We start from the raw sequence: 15,634 nt of genomic DNA on the forward strand, positions 1-15,634 counted from the left end.
GCGCTCAGACCAGCCCGGACAGGCGCGCGGCGACCTCGCGGTAGCGGCTCACGGCCACGAGGTGGATGCCGTCGACACCGGCCTCGCGCAGGGCCAGCGCGTGCTCGACGGCCGCGTCGACGCCGGCCGTGTCGTCCTCGGCGAGCGCGTCGGTGAGGCCGTCGGGCAGCTCGAGGTCCATGCCCTCGGCGACCCCGCGGGCCATCCGCGGCCCGGTGGGCACGAGGACGCCCGCGCGAACGGGCCGGTCGAGGTCGGCGTGCCGCTCGCGCCACTCGGTGACGGCGGGCACCGAGAACGTCGGGGCCAGCCACAGCACGTCGGCGCCGCGCTTCCACCGCGGCAGGTCGCGGCCCGGCGCGGCGACCACCCCGATCGTCAGCGCCACCTCGTGCTCCTCGGCGAGGGCGCGGGCCTCGCGCAGCATCGCCCCGACGGTCAGCGGGCCGTCCTCCGCGTCCTCGTCGGGGCGGTCGCCGCGCAGCAGCAGGACCTCGCCCACCCCGAGCGCCAGCAGCCCGAGCAGGTCGCGGCGCAGGCCGAGGGTGTTGCGGTCACGCGCGTTGAGCACCGCGACCGTCTCGTGGCCCCGCCGGCGTACCTCCCCCGCCACCACGAGCCCGGCCACCGCGGCCCGCGCCGTCGCGTTGTCGGGCACCAGGAACCGGGCGGCGACGGGCGCGAGCGCGTCGAGCTGGCGCCCCACCGGCGCGAGGTCCGGGCGGTGCGGGACGTCGAGCTCGGCGGAGACGTCGAGTGCGGTGCCCGGGGTCACGACACCTCGGACAGGGTGCCGGCGTCGACGTCGTAGACGAACCCGCGCACGGCGTCGGTGTGGACGAGGAAGGGGCAGCCCCGCACGGCGGCGACCGAGTCGCGGACGTCCTGCTCGGTGTCGGGGAAGGCGCCGGGCGCCCACGACGGCCGCTGCCCGGTGTCGGCTTCGAGCTCGGCGACGAAGTCGTCGTCGGCGAACGTCGCCATCCCGCACTTCGTGTGGTGGATCAGCACGACCTCGCGGGTCCGCAGCTTGCGCTGGCTGACCGTCAGCGAGCGCAGGACGTCGTCGGTCACCACCCCGCCCGCGTTGCGGATCACGTGCGCCTCGCCGTCGCCCAGCCCCAGCACGCGGTAGACGTCGAGGCGGGCGTCCATGCAGGCCACGACGGCCACGCCCCGCGACGGCGGGCCGGGCAGGCCGGCGCTGCCGAAGCCCTCGGCGAAGCTGCGGTTCGCCGCCAGCATCTCGTCGGTCGCGGTCATGGCGCCTCCCAGCGGGTCGGAGCGGGTCGCGGCCACCCTGCCGCCTGTCCGGTCTGTCGCGCTGTACCCCGTGCCGTGCCCGCGCGTGCGGTGACGGTGGTCTCTGGTCTCGGTCTCCGGGGTCGGTCTCTAGGGTCTGTCCCATGGCGCTCGCCTCCGTCCGCCTCGCCGCCCCCGACGACGCCGCCGCCGTCGCGCACGTCCAGCGCACGGTCTGGACCTCGGCCTACGCCGACCTGCTCCCGCCCGGCGCGGTGGCGGGCTTCGACGAAGCGGCGGTCGCCGCGGGCTGGGCGGCCCCGATCGCGGCGGGCGCGGTGTGGGTCGCGACCGAGGGCGACACCCTGGTCGGCTTCTGCGCCGCCGGCCCGGCCTCCCCCGACGACCTCGCCGACGCCGCCGGCAGCGTCCCGGACGACGCGGCGTCGGTGGCGGCGGTGGCGGCGCTGCTCGTCGAGCCCCGCTGGGGGCGGCGGGGGCACGGCGGGCGGCTGCTCGTCGAGGTCGCCGCCGCGCTGAGGGAGGCCGGCGCCGTCCGCGGGATCGCCTGGGTGCCCGAGCGCGACGACGCCTCACGCCGCTTCTTCGAGCGCGCCGGCTGGGAGCCCGACGGCACCGTGCGCACCCTCGACGCGGGCGGGCGGCCCCTGCGCGAGATCCGGGTGGCGGGCGACCTCGACCTGGAGTTCCGCCCCGAGCCCTCCCTCGACGACCTGGACCTGCCGCTGCTCCCGTGAGCCCACTGTGAGGTGGCCCACGACCGCTGGAGCATGCCGCGGCGGCACGGCGGAGCGTTCCCGGCATGGTCACGGAGTACCGGCGGCGCCGGCAGGTCGCGAAGGTCAGGCCCGGAGACGGGAGCCCGGTTCCCGAGTACCGCGTCTGGCAGCTGTTCTCGCGGTCGCTGTTCGTCCTGGAGCGGCCGGACGGGGAGGTCGGGCAGCACGTGTACGAGGTCGACGTGCGGCACGGCGCGGACGGCACGAGCCGCCGGAGCCCCGTCTCCTTCTACCGCGACGGCGCCCAGGTCGGGCGGGCGACGCTTCCCGCGGCGTACCCGGTGCCCGGCGGCGTCATCGAGGTTGCGGTCAGTCAGTACGGGCTCAAGCGCATGCACTTCCTCGCCGACGACGGCACCGTGCACGCCCTCCGACCGCACCCGCGATCGACCGAGGGGCTGCGGGCGCGGTTCGGCGCGCGGTTCCCGCGGACGAGCGCGGTGATCGGGGCCGTGGCCGTCGCCGTCGTGCTGGTCGGGCTCGCGCTCACGGGGACGGTCGCGCTGGAGGCGATCACCCGGGTCCCGGTGGTGGCCGCGCACGTCGGGGCGTTCACCGCGCCGTTCCACCTGGAGGGGTGGGCACAGGTCGCGGTCACCCTCGCGACGGCCCTCGCCGCCACCGAGCGCGCGCTGACCCTGCGCTGCCGGTGGCTGTTCCGGGGCACTGCGCCGGTGTGAGCGCCGGTGTGAGCGCCGGTGTGAGGGGCTGTCAGTCGAGGTCGAGCAGGCCGTCGAGGCCGACGGTCAGGCCCGGGTGCTCGGCGACCTTCCGGCACGCCAGCAGCACGCCGGGCATGAACGAGCTGCGGTCCAGCGAGTCGTGGCGGATCGTCAGCGTCTCGCCCTCGGAGCCCAGCAGGACCTCCTGGTGCGCGACGAGGCCCGCCATCCGCACCGCGTGCACCGGGACGCCGTCGACCGTCGCGCCGCGCGCGCCGTCGGGGTCGTGCGTGGTGGCGTCGGGCCCCGGCCCCAGGCCGGCCTCCGCCCGCGCGGCGGCGATCATCTGCGCGGTGCGGGTCGCGGTGCCCGACGGGGCGTCCGCCTTGCGCGGGTGGTGCAGCTCCACGACCTCGACCGAGTCGTAGAACCGGGCCGCCTGCGCCGCGAAGCGCATCATCAGCACCGCGCCGATCCCGAAGTTGGGGACGACGAGCACCGCCTGCCCGGGCTGCAGGCGCCCGCGGACGTCGTCGAGGAGGTCCTCGCCGACGCCGCTGGTGCCCACCACCACGTGCAGGCCGGCGTCGACGCACCAGCGCAGGTTGTCGGCGACGGCCGCCGGGTGGGTGAAGTCGACGACGACGTCGGCGCCGCGCAGGGCCTCGCGATCGTCGCCCATGTCCACCCGGGCGACCAGCTCGAGGTCCCCGGCCCCCCGGACGGCGGCGCACGCCTCCGAGCCCATGCGGCCCTGCGCGCCCAGGACCCCGACCTTGATCACGTGATCATCTCCCGCACCTCGCCCGGCAGCTCGTCGACGTCACCGTAGGGACCGACGACGGCGGCGGCGCGCGGCCCGGTGAGCAGCTCCGACGCCAGCGCTGCCACGTCACCCGCACCGACGTCGTCGATCCGCTCGAGCGTCGTGGTGAGGTCGGTGGCGCGGTCGAGGCCGCCGTGGTCGAGCTCGCGCCGCCCGAGCCGGGTCATCCGCGACGAGGTGTCCTCCAGGCCCAGCACGAGCTCGCCGCGCAGCTGGCCCTGCGCGCGTGCGAGCTCGGCGCCGGTGACGCCGTGGGCGGCGAGGTCGCCGAGCTCGTCGCGCACCACCGCCGCCGCGGCGCCCAGACGCTCGGGCGCGCAGCCGACGTAGACCGCGAGGGTGCCGGTGTCGGCGTAGCCCGTCGTCGACGAGTACACCGAGTACGCCAGCCCCCGCTGCTCGCGGACCTGCTGGAACAGCCGCGAGCTCATGCCCCCGCCGAGCACGGTGGAGAGCACCTGCAGCGCCGGCCACCGCTCGTCGGCGCGCGCCAGCGACGGCACGCCGAGCATGAGGTGGGCCTGCTCGGTGTCCTCGTCGCGCACGGACAGGCGGTCGGCGGGCGCGCCGGGTGCGGCCTGCGCGCCGCGGTGCCACGACGTCGCCGGCCCGGACAGCCGCGTTCCGTAGGCCTCGGTGACCGCGGCGAGCACGTCGGCGTGCGCCACGTTGCCGGCGACCGCGAGCACCGAGCGTGCGGGGCCGTAGTGCCGGTCGTGGAAGTCCGCGAGCCGGTCGCGGGTCATGCCCGTGACCGTCTCCTCGGTGCCGATGACCGGCAGGCCCAGCGGGTGCGCGCCGAACAGCAGCGCGTCGAAGTCGTCGGCGAGGAGGTCCTCGGGGTCCTCGTCCCGCCCGGCGATCTCCGAGAGCACGACGTCGCGCTCGAGCTCCACGTCCGCGGCCGCCATCACCGCGTCGAGCACGACGTCGCCGAGCACGTCGACCGCGAGCGGCATGTCGCGGTCGAGGACGTGCGCGTAGAAGCAGGTGTGCTCCTTGCCGGTGAACGCGTTGAGGTCGCCGCCGACGGCGTCGATCTCCTCCGCGATCGCCCGCGCCGAGCGGCGCCGCGTCCCCTTGAACAGCAGGTGCTCGAGGAAGTGCGCGGCGCCGTGCGTGCCGGCGCCGAGGGCGGGCTCGTCGCGCGAGCCCACCTCGACCCACAGCCCGACCGACGCCGACCGGGCGCCGGCGACGTGCTCGGTGACCACCCGCAGGCCCCCGGGCAGCACGGTGCGTGCCACGCCGGGGGCCGGGTGCTGCGTCTCGACCGAGGGAGCAGCCGTCACTCCGGCGACGAACCCCCGATGGCGCCGGTCACGGCGCCGGTGGTGGCGGCCGGCCCGGTCGGGGCGGCCGGGGTCGACTCGGCGCCGTCGGCCGGGGCGTCGGAGGCCGGCGCGCCGTCGGCCCCGTCGGCGCCGTCCGCGGCGGCCGCGGGCTGCCCGGCGTCCTCCTCCTTGACCGGGATCAGGCTGATCTTGCCGCGGTTGTCGATGTCGGTGATCTCGACGCGCAGCTTGTCACCGACGTTGACGACGTCCTCGACCTTGCCGATGCGCTTGCCGCCGCCCAGCTTCGAGATGTGCACGAGGCCGTCGCGGCCCGGCAGCAGCGAGACGAACGCGCCGAACGCGGCGGTCTTGACCACCGTGCCGAGGAAGCGCTCGCCGATCTTCGGCAGCTGCGGGTTGGCGATCGCGTTGATGCGGTCGATCGCGGCCTGGGCGCTCGGCCCGTCGGCGGCACCGACGTAGATCGTGCCGTCGTCCTCGATGGAGATGTCGGCGCCGGTCTCCTCGGTGATCGAGTTGATCATCTTGCCCTTCGGGCCGATGACCTCACCGATCTTGTCGACCGGCACCTTCACCGTGGTGATGCGCGGCGCGAACTCGCTCATCTCGTCGGGCGCGTCGATGGCCTCGGCCATGACGTCGAGGATCGCGAGGCGGGCCCCGCGGGCCTGGGTCAGCGCCCGGCCGAGGACCTCCGAGGGGATGCCGTCGAGCTTCGTGTCGAGCTGCAGCGCGGTCACGAAGTCCTTGGTGCCGGCGACCTTGAAGTCCATGTCACCGAACGCGTCCTCGGCGCCGAGGATGTCGGTCAGCGCGACGAAGGTCTCCTTGCCGTCCACCTCGCCGGAGACGAGGCCCATGGCGATGCCGGCCACCGGCGCCTTGAGCGGCACACCGGCGTTGAGCAGCGACATCGTCGAGGCGCAGACCGAGCCCATCGAGGTCGAGCCGTTCGAGCCCAGCGCCTCGGAGACCTGGCGGATCGCGTAGGGGAACTCCTCGCGCGTCGGCAGGACGGGCACCAGCGCCCGCTCGGCCAGCGCGCCGTGGCCGATCTCGCGGCGCTTCGGCGAGCCCACGCGGCCCGTCTCGCCGGTGGAGAACGGCGGGAAGTTGTAGTGGTGCATGTAGCGCTTCGTCGTCTCCGGCGTGAGGGAGTCGATCGACTGCTCCATGCGCAGCATGTTCAGCGTGGTGACGCCCAGGATTTGGGTCTCGCCGCGCTCGAACAGCGCCGAGCCGTGGGCCCGCGGGATGACCTCGACCTCGGCGGCCAGCGGGCGGATGTCCGTGGTGCCGCGGCCGTCGATGCGGAAGCCGTCGGCGAGGATCCGCCGGCGGACGGTCTTCTTGGTCAGCGCGCGGAACGCCTCGCCGATCTCCTTCTCGCGGCCCTCGAACTTGTCGGCGAGCTCGGAGACCAGGCGGTCCTTGACGGCGTCCTGGGCCTGGTCGCGCTCCTGCTTGCCGGTGATCCTGAAGGTGTCGTCGAGGTCGGAGCCGACCGCGCTCTCGACCGCCGAGTACACGTCGTCCTGGTACGCCGGGAAGGTCGGGTAGTCCTTCGTCGTCACACCGGTGGCGGCGTACAGCTCCTTCTGCGCCTCGCAGAGGGTGCGGATGAACGGCTTGGCCGCCTCCATGCCCTCGGCGACGATCTCCTCGGTGGGCGCCTGCGCGCCGTCGCCGATGAGCTCCCAGGCGTGGTCGGTGGCCTCGGCCTCGACCATGGCGATCGCGACGTCGGAGCCGTCGGAGGTCACCGAACCGGCGATGACCATGTCGAACACCGCGCCGGAGAGCTGCTCCCAGGTCGGGAACGCGACCCACTGCCCGTTGATCAGCGCGACCCGGGTCGCGCCGATCGGGCCGTCGAACGGCAGGCCCGAGATCTGGGTGGACGCCGACGCGGCGTTGATCGCGAGAACGTCGTAGGGGTCCTTCGGGTCCAGGCTCTGGACCGTGATGACGACCTGGACCTCGTTGCGCAGGCCGCCGGTGAAGGTCGGGCGCAACGGCCGGTCGATGAGCCGGCAGGTGAGGATCGCGTCGGTCGACGGGCGGCCCTCGCGCCGGAAGAACGAGCCGGGGATCCGGCCCGCGGCGTACATGCGCTCCTCGACGTCGACCGTCAGCGGGAAGAAGTCGAAGTTGTCCTTCGGCCGCTTCGAGGCGGTCGTCGCGGAGAGCAGCATCGTGTCGTCGTCCAGGTAGGCGACGACGGCGCCGGCCGCCTGACGGGCCAGGCGGCCCGTCTCGAAGCGGACGGTGCGGGTGCCGTAGGCACCGTTGTCCAGGACCGCGGTGGTCTCGTGGACTGCCCCTTCGTTGGAGGCGGAGTCGGTCTCGGTCATGGGGTTCTCCTTCTGCAGGGCCCCTACCGCGAGCCGTCCACGACTCCCCGCGACGCGGTCCGCGACGAGCGGTCTTCGATCGAAGCCCACGGATGCAGTGCTGACTGCGGTGTCCGAGGGCCACTACCGAGGACCGGCCGACGCGCGGGCGTCCCGGGTTCGTGGGCGATGGCGGCGGGGCCGGTCATGGGTCGTGCGCGCACCACCGCGCCGGCCGGCGACGTGGCCGGTCGGCGCGGTGCGTACGCGGTGATCAGGGGTGCTCCGTCAGGTCAGCGACGCAGCCCCAGCCGCTCGATGAGCGAGCGGTAGCGGGCCACGTCGACGGAGGCGACGTACTTGAGCAGCCGGCGACGACGGCCGACGAGGAGCAGCAGACCACGGCGCGAGTGGTGGTCGTGCTTGTGCATCTTGAGGTGCTCGGTGAGCCGCACGATGCGCTGCGTCAGCAGCGCGACCTGCGCCTCGGGCGACCCGGTGTCCGTCTCGTGGACCCCGTACTCGGAGAGGGTCGCCTTCTTCTGCTCGGTGGTCAGTGCCACGGGGGTGGTGCTCCTGTCTACTGATCGTCGGTGCCGTGCGGAGGGCCGGCGCCCACCACGCCCCGAGGACGGAGTCGCTGACGGTGGGCGACGCGCTCGCGGGGGTCGGCACCTCGGCCGCACCACCCGCCGCCCGGCCACCACGGACCGCAGCCAGGCGAATCGGTACCCAGTGTACCGACGGGCCCGGTGGCCGGATCAGCGGCCCGGGTCGGGCCGGCCGTCCGGGCCCCCGCCCGCCGGGTCGCCGGTCGCGGCGCGTCGGAGCAGGCCCGCGAGGGACGGGAAGCCGCGGTCGAGGGTGTCCGCGGCGCGGGCCAGCTCGTCGGGGCCGGCGACGGTGCGCAGCAGGTCGTAGGAGCCCGCCGTGGCCCGCGGCTCGGCGGCGCGGACCTCGTCGAGCAGCCGCGCGACGGTCGCCCGGTCGGGGGTGGTCGGGTGGGCGCCGTCGAGCCGCGCGACCGCGTGCTCGAGCAGGACCAGCCGCCCCAGCACCGCCGGCGTGCCGATCTTCACGCGCCGCCCGCTCATGAGCTGCGAGAGCTGCAGCGAGCTGACGCCCAGCGCCGCCGCCAGCGACGCCTGCGAGACGTCGAGGGCGCCGAGGAGGCGTCGCAGCCGGTCGCCCAGCGGCTCGCCGTAGAACCGGCGCTGGAGCTCCCGGTTGCGGCGCAGGGCGGCCGCGCGGTCACCACGGTCGTCACCGTCACCGCGGTCGTCACGGTCGTCGCCCGTCCCGGCTGGTCGTCCTCCCGCGGGCTCCGATCGGCCCACGCGCGTCACCCCGCCTCCGTCCCCTCCCCCGTGCCGCCCCGGCCGGGCGATGGTGGCACCCGGCGGAGGGCGGTGGTGGCCGTTCGGGAGAGGTCGTCGGCGCTAGATGCCGAGGATCTCGCGGGTGCGGGCCACGTCGCCGTCCATGGCGACGACGAGCTCGTCGACCGAGTCGAAGCGGTCCATGCCGCGCAGCCGCTCCACGAAGTCGACGCCGACCCGCGCGCCGTAGAGGTCCTCGTCGGAGTCGAGGACGAACACCTCGACCGTGCGGACCCGCCCGGAGAACGTCGGGTTGGTGCCCACCGACGTCGCGGCGGGCAGGACGCGGCCCTGGTGGTGGAACCAGCAGGCGTAGACGCCGTCGGCCGGGATCGCGGCGTGCTCGCCGCAGTCGACGTTGGCCGTCGGGTAGCCCAGCTCCCGGCCGCGCTGGTCGCCGCGCACGACGACGCCCTCGAGGCGGTGGGGGCGGCCCAGCGCCTCGGCGGCGGCGCGGACGTCGCCCGCGCTGATGCAGGCGCGCACGTAGGTCGACGAGAACGTCACCGTCGAGCCGACAGCGCCGGACCCTCGAGGGGCGGCGCCGATCGGCTCGGTGACGAGGTCGACGCCCTCGGCGGCGAACCCGAAACGCTGGCCCAGCCGCACGAGCTCGGCGACGTCGCCGGCCGCCTTGTAGCCGAACGTGAAGTTGCGCCCGACCACCACCATCGCCGCGTGCAGCCGGTCGACGAGCAGCTCGTGGACGAACTCGTCGGGCGCCACCCGCGCCAGGTCCGGGGTGAACGGCAGCACCCAGAACGCGTCGACGCCGAGCTCGGCGACCAGCTCGGCGCGCCGCGTCAGCGTCGTCAGCCGCGCCGGGTGCGTCCCGGGGCGCAGCACCGACGCGGGGTGCGGGTCGAAGGTGATGAGCACCGTGGGCAGGCCGAGCTCGCGCGCGTGGGCGATCGCCCGGCCGATCAGCTGCTGGTGGCCGCGGTGCACGCCGTCGAACACGCCGATGGTCACGACGCACCGACCCCAGCCCGACGGCACCCCGTCGAGTCCCCGCCAGCGTTGCACGGCGGCGAGCCTACGGGCGGTGCCCGCGGTCACGCCGCGTCGGTGGGTGGATCACCCGCGCCCCGGCGGCGCGGCTCACGCCGGGGCCAGCACGAGCACCGGCCGGGCGGCGCCGCGGTCGTCGGCGACCAGCCCGACGACGTGCCCGTCGGGGCCGAACACGCCGACCGTGCCGGCCGCGCCCCCGGCGGGCAGCGGGCGGCCGTGCGCGAGGCCCGCGGCCTCGTCGGCGTCGGCGTCGCGGCGCGGGAAGGCGATCGCGACGGCGGCGTCGAGGTCGAGCGAGAGCGCCGCCCGGCCGTGCTCCTCCTGCTCGGCGCCCAGGACCTCGAGGGTGCGGGCCCGGGCGAGCGTGAACGGCCCGACCCGCGTGCGGCGCAGCGCCGTGAGGTGGCCGCCGACGCCGAGCGCGGCGCCGAGGTCGCGGGCCAGCGCGCGGACGTAGGTGCCCGACGAGCAGTCGACGAGGACGTCGAGGTCACGGAACGGGCCCTCGGTGCGGGTCGCGAGCACGTCGAAGCGGGACACGGTGACCGGCCGGGCCTCGAGGACCACGTCCTCACCGGCCCGCGCGCGCTCGTAGGCGCGCCGGCCGTCGACCTTGACCGCCGAGACGCTGCTCGGGACCTGGGCGATCTCACCGGTGAGGGCGGCGACGCCGGCAGTGATCGAGTCGTCCGTGACCGCGGCGGTGTCGGCCGGCGCGTCGAGCGGCTCGCCCTCGGCGTCGTCGGTGGTGGTCGCCTGCCCGAGGCGGATCGTCGCCAGGTAGCTCTTCGTGTCGAGCGCCAGGTGGCCGAGCAGCTTCGTCGCCCGCTCGATGCCGAGCACGAGCACGCCGGTCGCCATCGGGTCGAGGGTGCCCGCGTGCCCGACCTTGCGGGTGCCCATGAGCCGGCGCGCCCGCCCGACGACGTCGTGGGAGGTCCACCCCGCGGGCTTGTCGACGACGAGCAGCCCCGGGGGCGGTGCCTCCCGCCGTTCCCGCCGATCGCGGCGCTCTCCACCTCGTCCGGACACGGCCGTCCATCATGCCGGACACCGTGCGACCGGGGTCAGCGGCTCGGCTCGACTCGGTTCGGCTCGACGACGACGACCTCGCCGGGCACGGGCGGCGCGGCGAGGGCCGCGGGGGCGGCGTCGAGCCCGATGCGCCGCGTGACGAGGCGTGCGGGGTCGAGGCGGCCGCTCGCCACGAGGTCGGACAGGCGCGGGTAGTCGGCGGCGGCCATCCCGTGGCTGCCGAGCAGGGCGAGCTCGCGGGCGACCACGTCGGGCACCGGCACCGTCGGCTCCGCGGCCAGCAGCCCGACCTGGACGAGCGTGCCCTGGAGCCGCAGCGCCCGGACCCCGAGCGCGAGCGAGTCCGCACGCCCAGCCGCCTCCACCGCGACCCGCGGGCCGTCGCCCCCGGCGGCCGCGCGCACCCCGTCGGGGCCGACGGCCGGGTCGAGGGCGGCCGCCGCGCCGAGGTCGAGGGCCCGCTGCCGGGCCGCCGGGGCCGGGTCGACGACGACCGCCTCGGCCCCCAGCGCGCGGGCGACCAGCACCGCGGCGAGTCCCACCCCGCCTGCGCCGAGCACGAGGAGCCGGTCGCCGGCGCGCACGCCGCCCCGGTCGGCGACGGCCCGGAAGGCGGTGGCGACCCGGCACCCGAGCAGGGCCGCTCCCCCGGCGTCGAGGTCGTCGGTGACCGCGACCAGATTGGCGTCGGCATGGCGCAGGGCGACGAGCTCGGCGAACGACCCGTCGTGGGTGAAGCCGGGCTGCTCCTGGTGCGGGCAGACCTGCGCCTGGCCCGCCGCGCAGGTCGCACAGCGTCCGCAGCCCTGGACGAAGGGGGTGAGCACCCGGTCGCCGACGCGGGCCCGCGCCACCTCCGCGCCGACGGCGACGACCCGGCCGACGAGCTCGTGGCCCGGGACGAACGGCACCACCACCCCGGCGTCGTGCCCGCGCCAGGCGAAGCGGTCGCTCGCGCAGAGGCCGGTCGCCTCCACGGCCACGACCACCCCGTCGGGCGCCGGGACCGGGTCGGGCCGCTCCACCACCGTCGGGTCGGCCCCGAACTCCTCGACGAGCACCGCGCGCACGTCGCGAGTCTCTCTCGGTCCGGCCCGAGCGCCGACCACCAGGCATGCTGAGGGGGTGACCATCCCGACGCGCACCGACGTCCTCGTCGTGGGCGCCGGCCCCGCCGGGTCGGCCGCCGCGGCCTGGGCCGCCGACGCCGGCCACGACGTCGTCCTCGCCGACGCCGCCGTCTTCCCCCGCGACAAGGCCTGCGGCGACGGCCTCACGCCGCGGGCGATCGCCGAGCTCGAGCACCTCGGCCTCGGCGAGTGGGTGCGCGGGCGCGGCACGAACCGGGGCCTGCGCGCCGCGGGCTTCGGCCAGCTGCTCGAGCTCCCCTGGCCCGGCGGCTCGCTGCCCGCGCACGGCGGGGCCGTGGCGCGCACGGAGCTCGACGCCCGCATCCGCACCGTCGCCCTGGCGAAGGGCGCGGTGCCGGTGGAGGGCGCCCGCGCCGTCGACGTCGAGCGGGACGGCGACCGCGTCACCGGCGTGGTGTTCACCACCGCCGACGGGGAGACCACGACCATCGGGTGCCGGCGCCTCGTCGTCGCCGACGGGGCCCGCTCGACCCTGGGCCGCGTGCTCGGGCGGGAGTGGCACCGCGACACCGCCTACGGCGTCGCCGCCCGCGGCTACGTGCGCTCCGGGCGCCACGACGACGCGTGGATCTCGTCGCACCTGGAGCTGCGGGGCACCGCCGACGAGGTGCTCTCGGGCTACGGCTGGGTGTTCCCCCTGCACGACGGGCACGTCAACATCGGCGTCGGGACCCTCGCGACCGAGGCGCGACCCGCGAACGTGCGGCTGCGCTCGCTGATCGCGCACTACGCCGACCAGCGCCGCGAGGACTGGCAGCTCGACGGCGAGGTGCGCGACGTCGCGTCGGCCCTGCTGCCGATGGGCGGCGCCGTCTCGGGCGTCGCAGGGCGGAACTGGGCACTGGTCGGGGACGCCGCGGGCCTCGTCAACCCGCTCAACGGCGAGGGCATCGACTACGGGCTGGAGAGCGGGCGCACCGTCGCAAGCCTGCTGGACGCCGACGACGACCTGTCGGTGGCCTGGCCCGCGACCCTGCGCCGCCACTACGGCTCGGCGTTCTCCATCGCGCGCCGGCTCGCGACGCTGCTGACGACGCCGCGCCTGCTCCCGCTCGCCGGGCCGGTGGGGATGCGCTCGCGGGCGCTGATGACCGTCGCCCTGCGCGTCATGGGCAACCTCGTCACCGAGGAGGACGCGGACCTCGTGGCGCGGGCCTGGCGGGTGGCCGGCCGCGCGTCGCTGCGCGCCGACGACCTGCCCCCGTTTCCCGCCGCCGACCTGCGCCGGCCCGTGGTCGCGAGCTGAGGTCACGAGCTGAGGTCGCGAGCTGAGGTCGCGAGCTGAGGTCGCGAGCTGGGGTCTCGGACTCCGGTTCGGGGGCGACGACCCGTGTCCTCGGGACACGGGTCGGCGCGAGGTGGTCGGGGCGCCGCCCGACACCCGGCGTTCGGGGAGATCAGCAGGACGCCGAGCACCTCGACCGTCCCGCCGACGGGCGTATCGGCCTGCTGATCACCGCGGCCGGGCCGCTCAGGTCCCCGTGACCGCCCAGGCGTCGCCGCGCACGCGCAGGCCGACGGCCACGGCGCGGGCGAGGATGAACAGCGTCAGCCCCGCCCAGATCCCGACGAGCCCCCAGCCCAGGACCAGCGAGAGCCAGATCGTCGGCAGGAAGGCGCCCAGCGCCGAGCCGACGGTGATGCGCCGCAGGTAGGCCGCGTCGCCCGCGCCCAGCAGCACCCCGTCCAGCGCGAACACGTAGGCCGCCACCGGCTGCAGCGCCACGAAGAACCACCACGCCTCTCCCACCACGTCGCGCACCGTCGGGTCGGGCGTGAACACCCCCGGCAGCACCCCGGCCGTCGCCGCGAAGACGACGCCGGCGACGAGCCCCAGCACCAGCCCGTAGCGCGTGACCCGCCCGCTGACCCGCCGCGCGGTGGCCACCGACGCCGCGCCCAGCGCCGCCCCGACCAGCGACTGCGCCGCGATCGCCAGCGCGTCGAGCACCGTCACCATGAACATCCACAGCTGCAGCACGATCTGGTGCGCGGCCACCGACGGCGCCCCGAACCGCGCGGCCACCGCCGTCGCGGAGAGGAAGCAGGCCTGGAAGGCGGCGCTGCGCAGCAGCAGGTCACGGCCGAGCCCGAACTGCGCGCGCATGTCCGCGGGCACCGGGCGCAGCGGCACGCGCTCCCGCACCAGCGCGCCGACGAACAACAGCCCGACCGTCGCCTGCGCGCCCACGTTCGACCACGCCGAGCCCTCGAGGCCCAGCTCCGGGAACGGCCCGGGACCGTAGACGAGCAGCGGGCACAGGATCGCCGAGAGCCCGTTGCCCGCGAGCACCACGACGATCGGCCGGCGGGTGTCCTGCACCCCGCGCATCCACCCGTGCCCGGCGAGCGCGACGAGGATGCCCGGCGCGCCCCACACCGCGATCCGCAGCCAGCCGGTGGCAGCGTCGGCCACGGCGCCCCCGCCGCCGAGGAGGTCCGCCAGCCACGGGGCCGCGAGCCACACGACCGCCACGACGGCGAACCCCACGCCGAGCGCGATCCACGTCGCGGCGACGCCCTCGCGCACCGCGGCGGGGCGGTCGCCGGCGCCGTGGTGGCGGGCGGCACGGGCGGTCGTGCCGTAGGCGAGGAACGTGCCCAGGCTCGCGACCTGCGCCAGCACCACCCCGCCCACCGCGAGCCCCGCCAGCGGCACCCCGGGTTGATACCCCGTCGCTGCGCTCGCCCCGTCGAGGTGCCCGACGACCGCCGTGTCGACCAGCAGGTAGAGCGGCTCGGCGACCAGGACCACCAGCGCCGACGACGCCAGCGCGAGGACCCGCCGCGCGCCCGGATCGGTGTCCGGCTCGGTGCCGGCGGTCATCCCAGGAGCGGCGCGTCCGCCAGCGCGTGCCGGACGCGGTCGAGGATGTCGGTGCACTCGCCGTCGAGCGTGAACCCGGACGCGACCCGGTGCCCGCCCCCGCCCAGCGCCGACGCGGCCGCGGCGACGTCGAGACGGCCCTTCGAGCGCATCGACGCGGTCCAGCGGTGCTCGCCGACCTGCTTGAGCACGACCGCGACCTCCGCCTCGGCCGTGGTGCGCAGGACGTCGATGACGCTCTCGATCTCCTCCTGGCGTCCGCCGGAGACGTGCTCCGAGGCGATGCGCGCGTGCACCAGGCCCAGCCCCCGGGCCTCGCCGGCCTCCAGGCGGGCGGTCGCCAGCACCGTCGAGAGCATCGAGAGCCACGAGAACGGGTGCGTGTCCAGCAGGGGCCGGGTCACCGCCTCGGCGTCGACGCCCGCGACGAGCAGCCGGGCGGCCATGGCGTGGGTGTCGGGCGACGCGGCCCGGAAGTTGCGGGTGTCGGTGACCAGGCCGGCGTAGAGGCAGCGGGCGGTCGGCAGGTCGACCGGTGCGCCCATGGCGTCGAGCAGGTGCAGCACCATCACCGCGGTGGCCTCGGCGCGCGGGTCGACGTAGTAGTGCGTGCCGAAGCCGGAGTTCGAGGCGTGGTGGTCGATGACCAGCGTCGTCCCGGCCGTCTCGGCACGGTCGGCGAGCGGGCCGAGGCGGTCGACACTGCCGGTGTCGAGCACGACGAGCAGCTCCGGGACGTGCGCGACCAGATGGTGCGGCACGACGAGGCCCGCGACGTCGAGGTCGCGCAGCGACTCGGCCGGCTGCTCCGGCGCCCCGAACGACACCTGCACCTGCGCGCCGCGGCGGTGCAGCGCGAGCCCGAGGGCCAGCGCGCTGCCCAGCGCGTCCGCGTCGGGGTTCACGTGGGCGAGCAGCACCACCCGGTGTGCTCCCGTGAGCAGGCACACCGCCTCGTCGAGGGCGACCGGCCGGCTCACCCCCCGGCTCTCCTCCGCCGCGACCATGGCCGGCGCGCCTCCTCGTGGCTGTACTGTCCGCGCCCCCGCGCGGGGGACGACGGCATC

15 protein-coding genes are annotated in these 15,634 nt (G+C 76.0%); 3 read left to right on the plus strand and 12 right to left on the minus strand.

Going from position 1 to position 15,634, the window contains the following annotated elements:
* Positions 1-4: 4 nt before the first annotated feature.
* Both ACYX4T_RS09535 and ACYX4T_RS09540 read right to left on the minus strand, forming a co-directional pair.
* Positions 5-775: a hypothetical protein gene (locus ACYX4T_RS09535; RefSeq protein ID WP_476014297.1), complete on the minus strand. Its 771-nt coding sequence runs from the start codon at positions 773-775 to the stop codon at positions 5-7.
* Complete coding sequence (locus ACYX4T_RS09540; protein WP_476014298.1) at positions 772-1,263, minus strand: beta-class carbonic anhydrase; 492 nt, start codon at positions 1,261-1,263, stop codon at positions 772-774. The genes ACYX4T_RS09535 and ACYX4T_RS09540 overlap by 4 nt, the downstream gene beginning before the upstream one ends.
* A gap of 143 nt (positions 1,264-1,406) precedes the next feature.
* Between ACYX4T_RS09540 and ACYX4T_RS09545 the strand changes: the two genes are divergently transcribed.
* Positions 1,407-2,000 (plus strand): GNAT family N-acetyltransferase, encoded by a 594-nt coding sequence (locus ACYX4T_RS09545; RefSeq protein WP_476014299.1) that lies wholly within the window; start codon positions 1,407-1,409, stop codon positions 1,998-2,000.
* 65 nt (positions 2,001-2,065) lie between these two features.
* Positions 2,066-2,722 (plus strand): hypothetical protein, encoded by a 657-nt coding sequence (locus ACYX4T_RS09550; protein ID WP_476014300.1) that lies wholly within the window; start codon positions 2,066-2,068, stop codon positions 2,720-2,722.
* Between the two features lie 31 nt (positions 2,723-2,753).
* Here ACYX4T_RS09550 and dapB read toward each other — a convergent pair whose 3' ends face one another.
* The 8 genes from dapB to ACYX4T_RS09590 form a co-directional block, all read right to left on the minus strand.
* Positions 2,754-3,488: a 4-hydroxy-tetrahydrodipicolinate reductase gene (gene dapB, locus ACYX4T_RS09555; RefSeq protein WP_476014301.1), complete on the minus strand. Its 735-nt coding sequence runs from the start codon at positions 3,486-3,488 to the stop codon at positions 2,754-2,756.
* On the minus strand, positions 3,485-4,822 hold the full coding sequence (locus ACYX4T_RS09560; RefSeq protein WP_476014302.1) for a M16 family metallopeptidase: 1,338 nt from the start codon (positions 4,820-4,822) through the stop codon (positions 3,485-3,487). Before ACYX4T_RS09560 ends, dapB begins: the two co-directional genes overlap by 4 nt.
* The gene (locus ACYX4T_RS09565; RefSeq protein WP_476014303.1) at positions 4,819-7,182 is read right to left on the minus strand and encodes a polyribonucleotide nucleotidyltransferase; all 2,364 of its coding nucleotides are present in this window, start codon (positions 7,180-7,182) and stop codon (positions 4,819-4,821) included. Before ACYX4T_RS09565 ends, ACYX4T_RS09560 begins: the two co-directional genes overlap by 4 nt.
* Positions 7,183-7,454: 272 nt before the next feature.
* On the minus strand, positions 7,455-7,724 hold the full coding sequence (gene rpsO, locus ACYX4T_RS09570; RefSeq protein WP_274198811.1) for a 30S ribosomal protein S15: 270 nt from the start codon (positions 7,722-7,724) through the stop codon (positions 7,455-7,457).
* Positions 7,725-7,922: 198 nt separating this feature from the next.
* Positions 7,923-8,498, minus strand: a complete 576-nt coding sequence (locus ACYX4T_RS09575) for a helix-turn-helix domain-containing protein (protein WP_476014304.1) — start codon at positions 8,496-8,498, stop codon at positions 7,923-7,925.
* Positions 8,499-8,600: 102 nt separating this feature from the next.
* Positions 8,601-9,566, minus strand: coding sequence for a bifunctional riboflavin kinase/FAD synthetase (locus tag ACYX4T_RS09580; protein WP_476014305.1), 966 nt, complete (start codon positions 9,564-9,566; stop codon positions 8,601-8,603).
* Between the two features lie 75 nt (positions 9,567-9,641).
* Positions 9,642-10,586: a tRNA pseudouridine(55) synthase TruB gene (truB, locus tag ACYX4T_RS09585; protein WP_476014306.1), complete on the minus strand. Its 945-nt coding sequence runs from the start codon at positions 10,584-10,586 to the stop codon at positions 9,642-9,644.
* Positions 10,587-10,621: 35 nt separating this feature from the next.
* Positions 10,622-11,659 carry an alcohol dehydrogenase catalytic domain-containing protein gene (locus ACYX4T_RS09590; protein WP_476014307.1) on the minus strand — a complete coding sequence of 346 codons (1,038 nt, stop codon included), beginning with the start codon at positions 11,657-11,659 and terminating at the stop codon, positions 10,622-10,624.
* A gap of 55 nt (positions 11,660-11,714) precedes the next feature.
* On the opposite strand from ACYX4T_RS09590, the gene ACYX4T_RS09595 reads away from it, so the two are divergent.
* Positions 11,715-12,986, plus strand: coding sequence for a geranylgeranyl reductase family protein (locus ACYX4T_RS09595; RefSeq protein WP_476014308.1), 1,272 nt, complete (start codon positions 11,715-11,717; stop codon positions 12,984-12,986).
* A 225-nt stretch (positions 12,987-13,211) separates the two neighbouring features.
* Here ACYX4T_RS09595 and ACYX4T_RS09600 read toward each other — a convergent pair whose 3' ends face one another.
* The gene (locus ACYX4T_RS09600) at positions 13,212-14,567 is read right to left on the minus strand and encodes an MATE family efflux transporter (protein WP_476014309.1); all 1,356 of its coding nucleotides are present in this window, start codon (positions 14,565-14,567) and stop codon (positions 13,212-13,214) included.
* A complete protein-coding gene (locus tag ACYX4T_RS09605) occupies positions 14,564-15,574 on the minus strand; it encodes a DHH family phosphoesterase (protein WP_476014310.1) in 1,011 nt (336 codons plus the stop codon). Before ACYX4T_RS09605 ends, ACYX4T_RS09600 begins: the two co-directional genes overlap by 4 nt.
* Positions 15,575-15,634 lie beyond the last annotated feature (60 nt).

The organism is Actinomycetospora sp. ABD4_176, from assembly GCF_056311855.1.

Bases quoted from the DNA above. Each gene is read 5' to 3' on its own strand.
- ACYX4T_RS09605 (WP_476014310.1), bottom strand. From the start codon at position 15,574: ATGGTCGCGGCGGAGGAGAGCCGGGGGGTGAGCCGGCCGGTCGCCCTC.
- ACYX4T_RS09600 (WP_476014309.1), bottom strand. From the start codon at position 14,567: ATGACCGCCGGCACCGAGCCGGACACCGATCCGGGCGCGCGGCGGGTC.
- ACYX4T_RS09565 (WP_476014303.1), bottom strand. From the start codon at position 7,182: ATGACCGAGACCGACTCCGCCTCCAACGAAGGGGCAGTCCACGAGACC.
- ACYX4T_RS09540 (WP_476014298.1), bottom strand. From the start codon at position 1,263: ATGACCGCGACCGACGAGATGCTGGCGGCGAACCGCAGCTTCGCCGAG.
- ACYX4T_RS09550 (WP_476014300.1), top strand. From the start codon at position 2,066: ATGGTCACGGAGTACCGGCGGCGCCGGCAGGTCGCGAAGGTCAGGCCC.
- ACYX4T_RS09545 (WP_476014299.1), top strand. From the start codon at position 1,407: ATGGCGCTCGCCTCCGTCCGCCTCGCCGCCCCCGACGACGCCGCCGCC.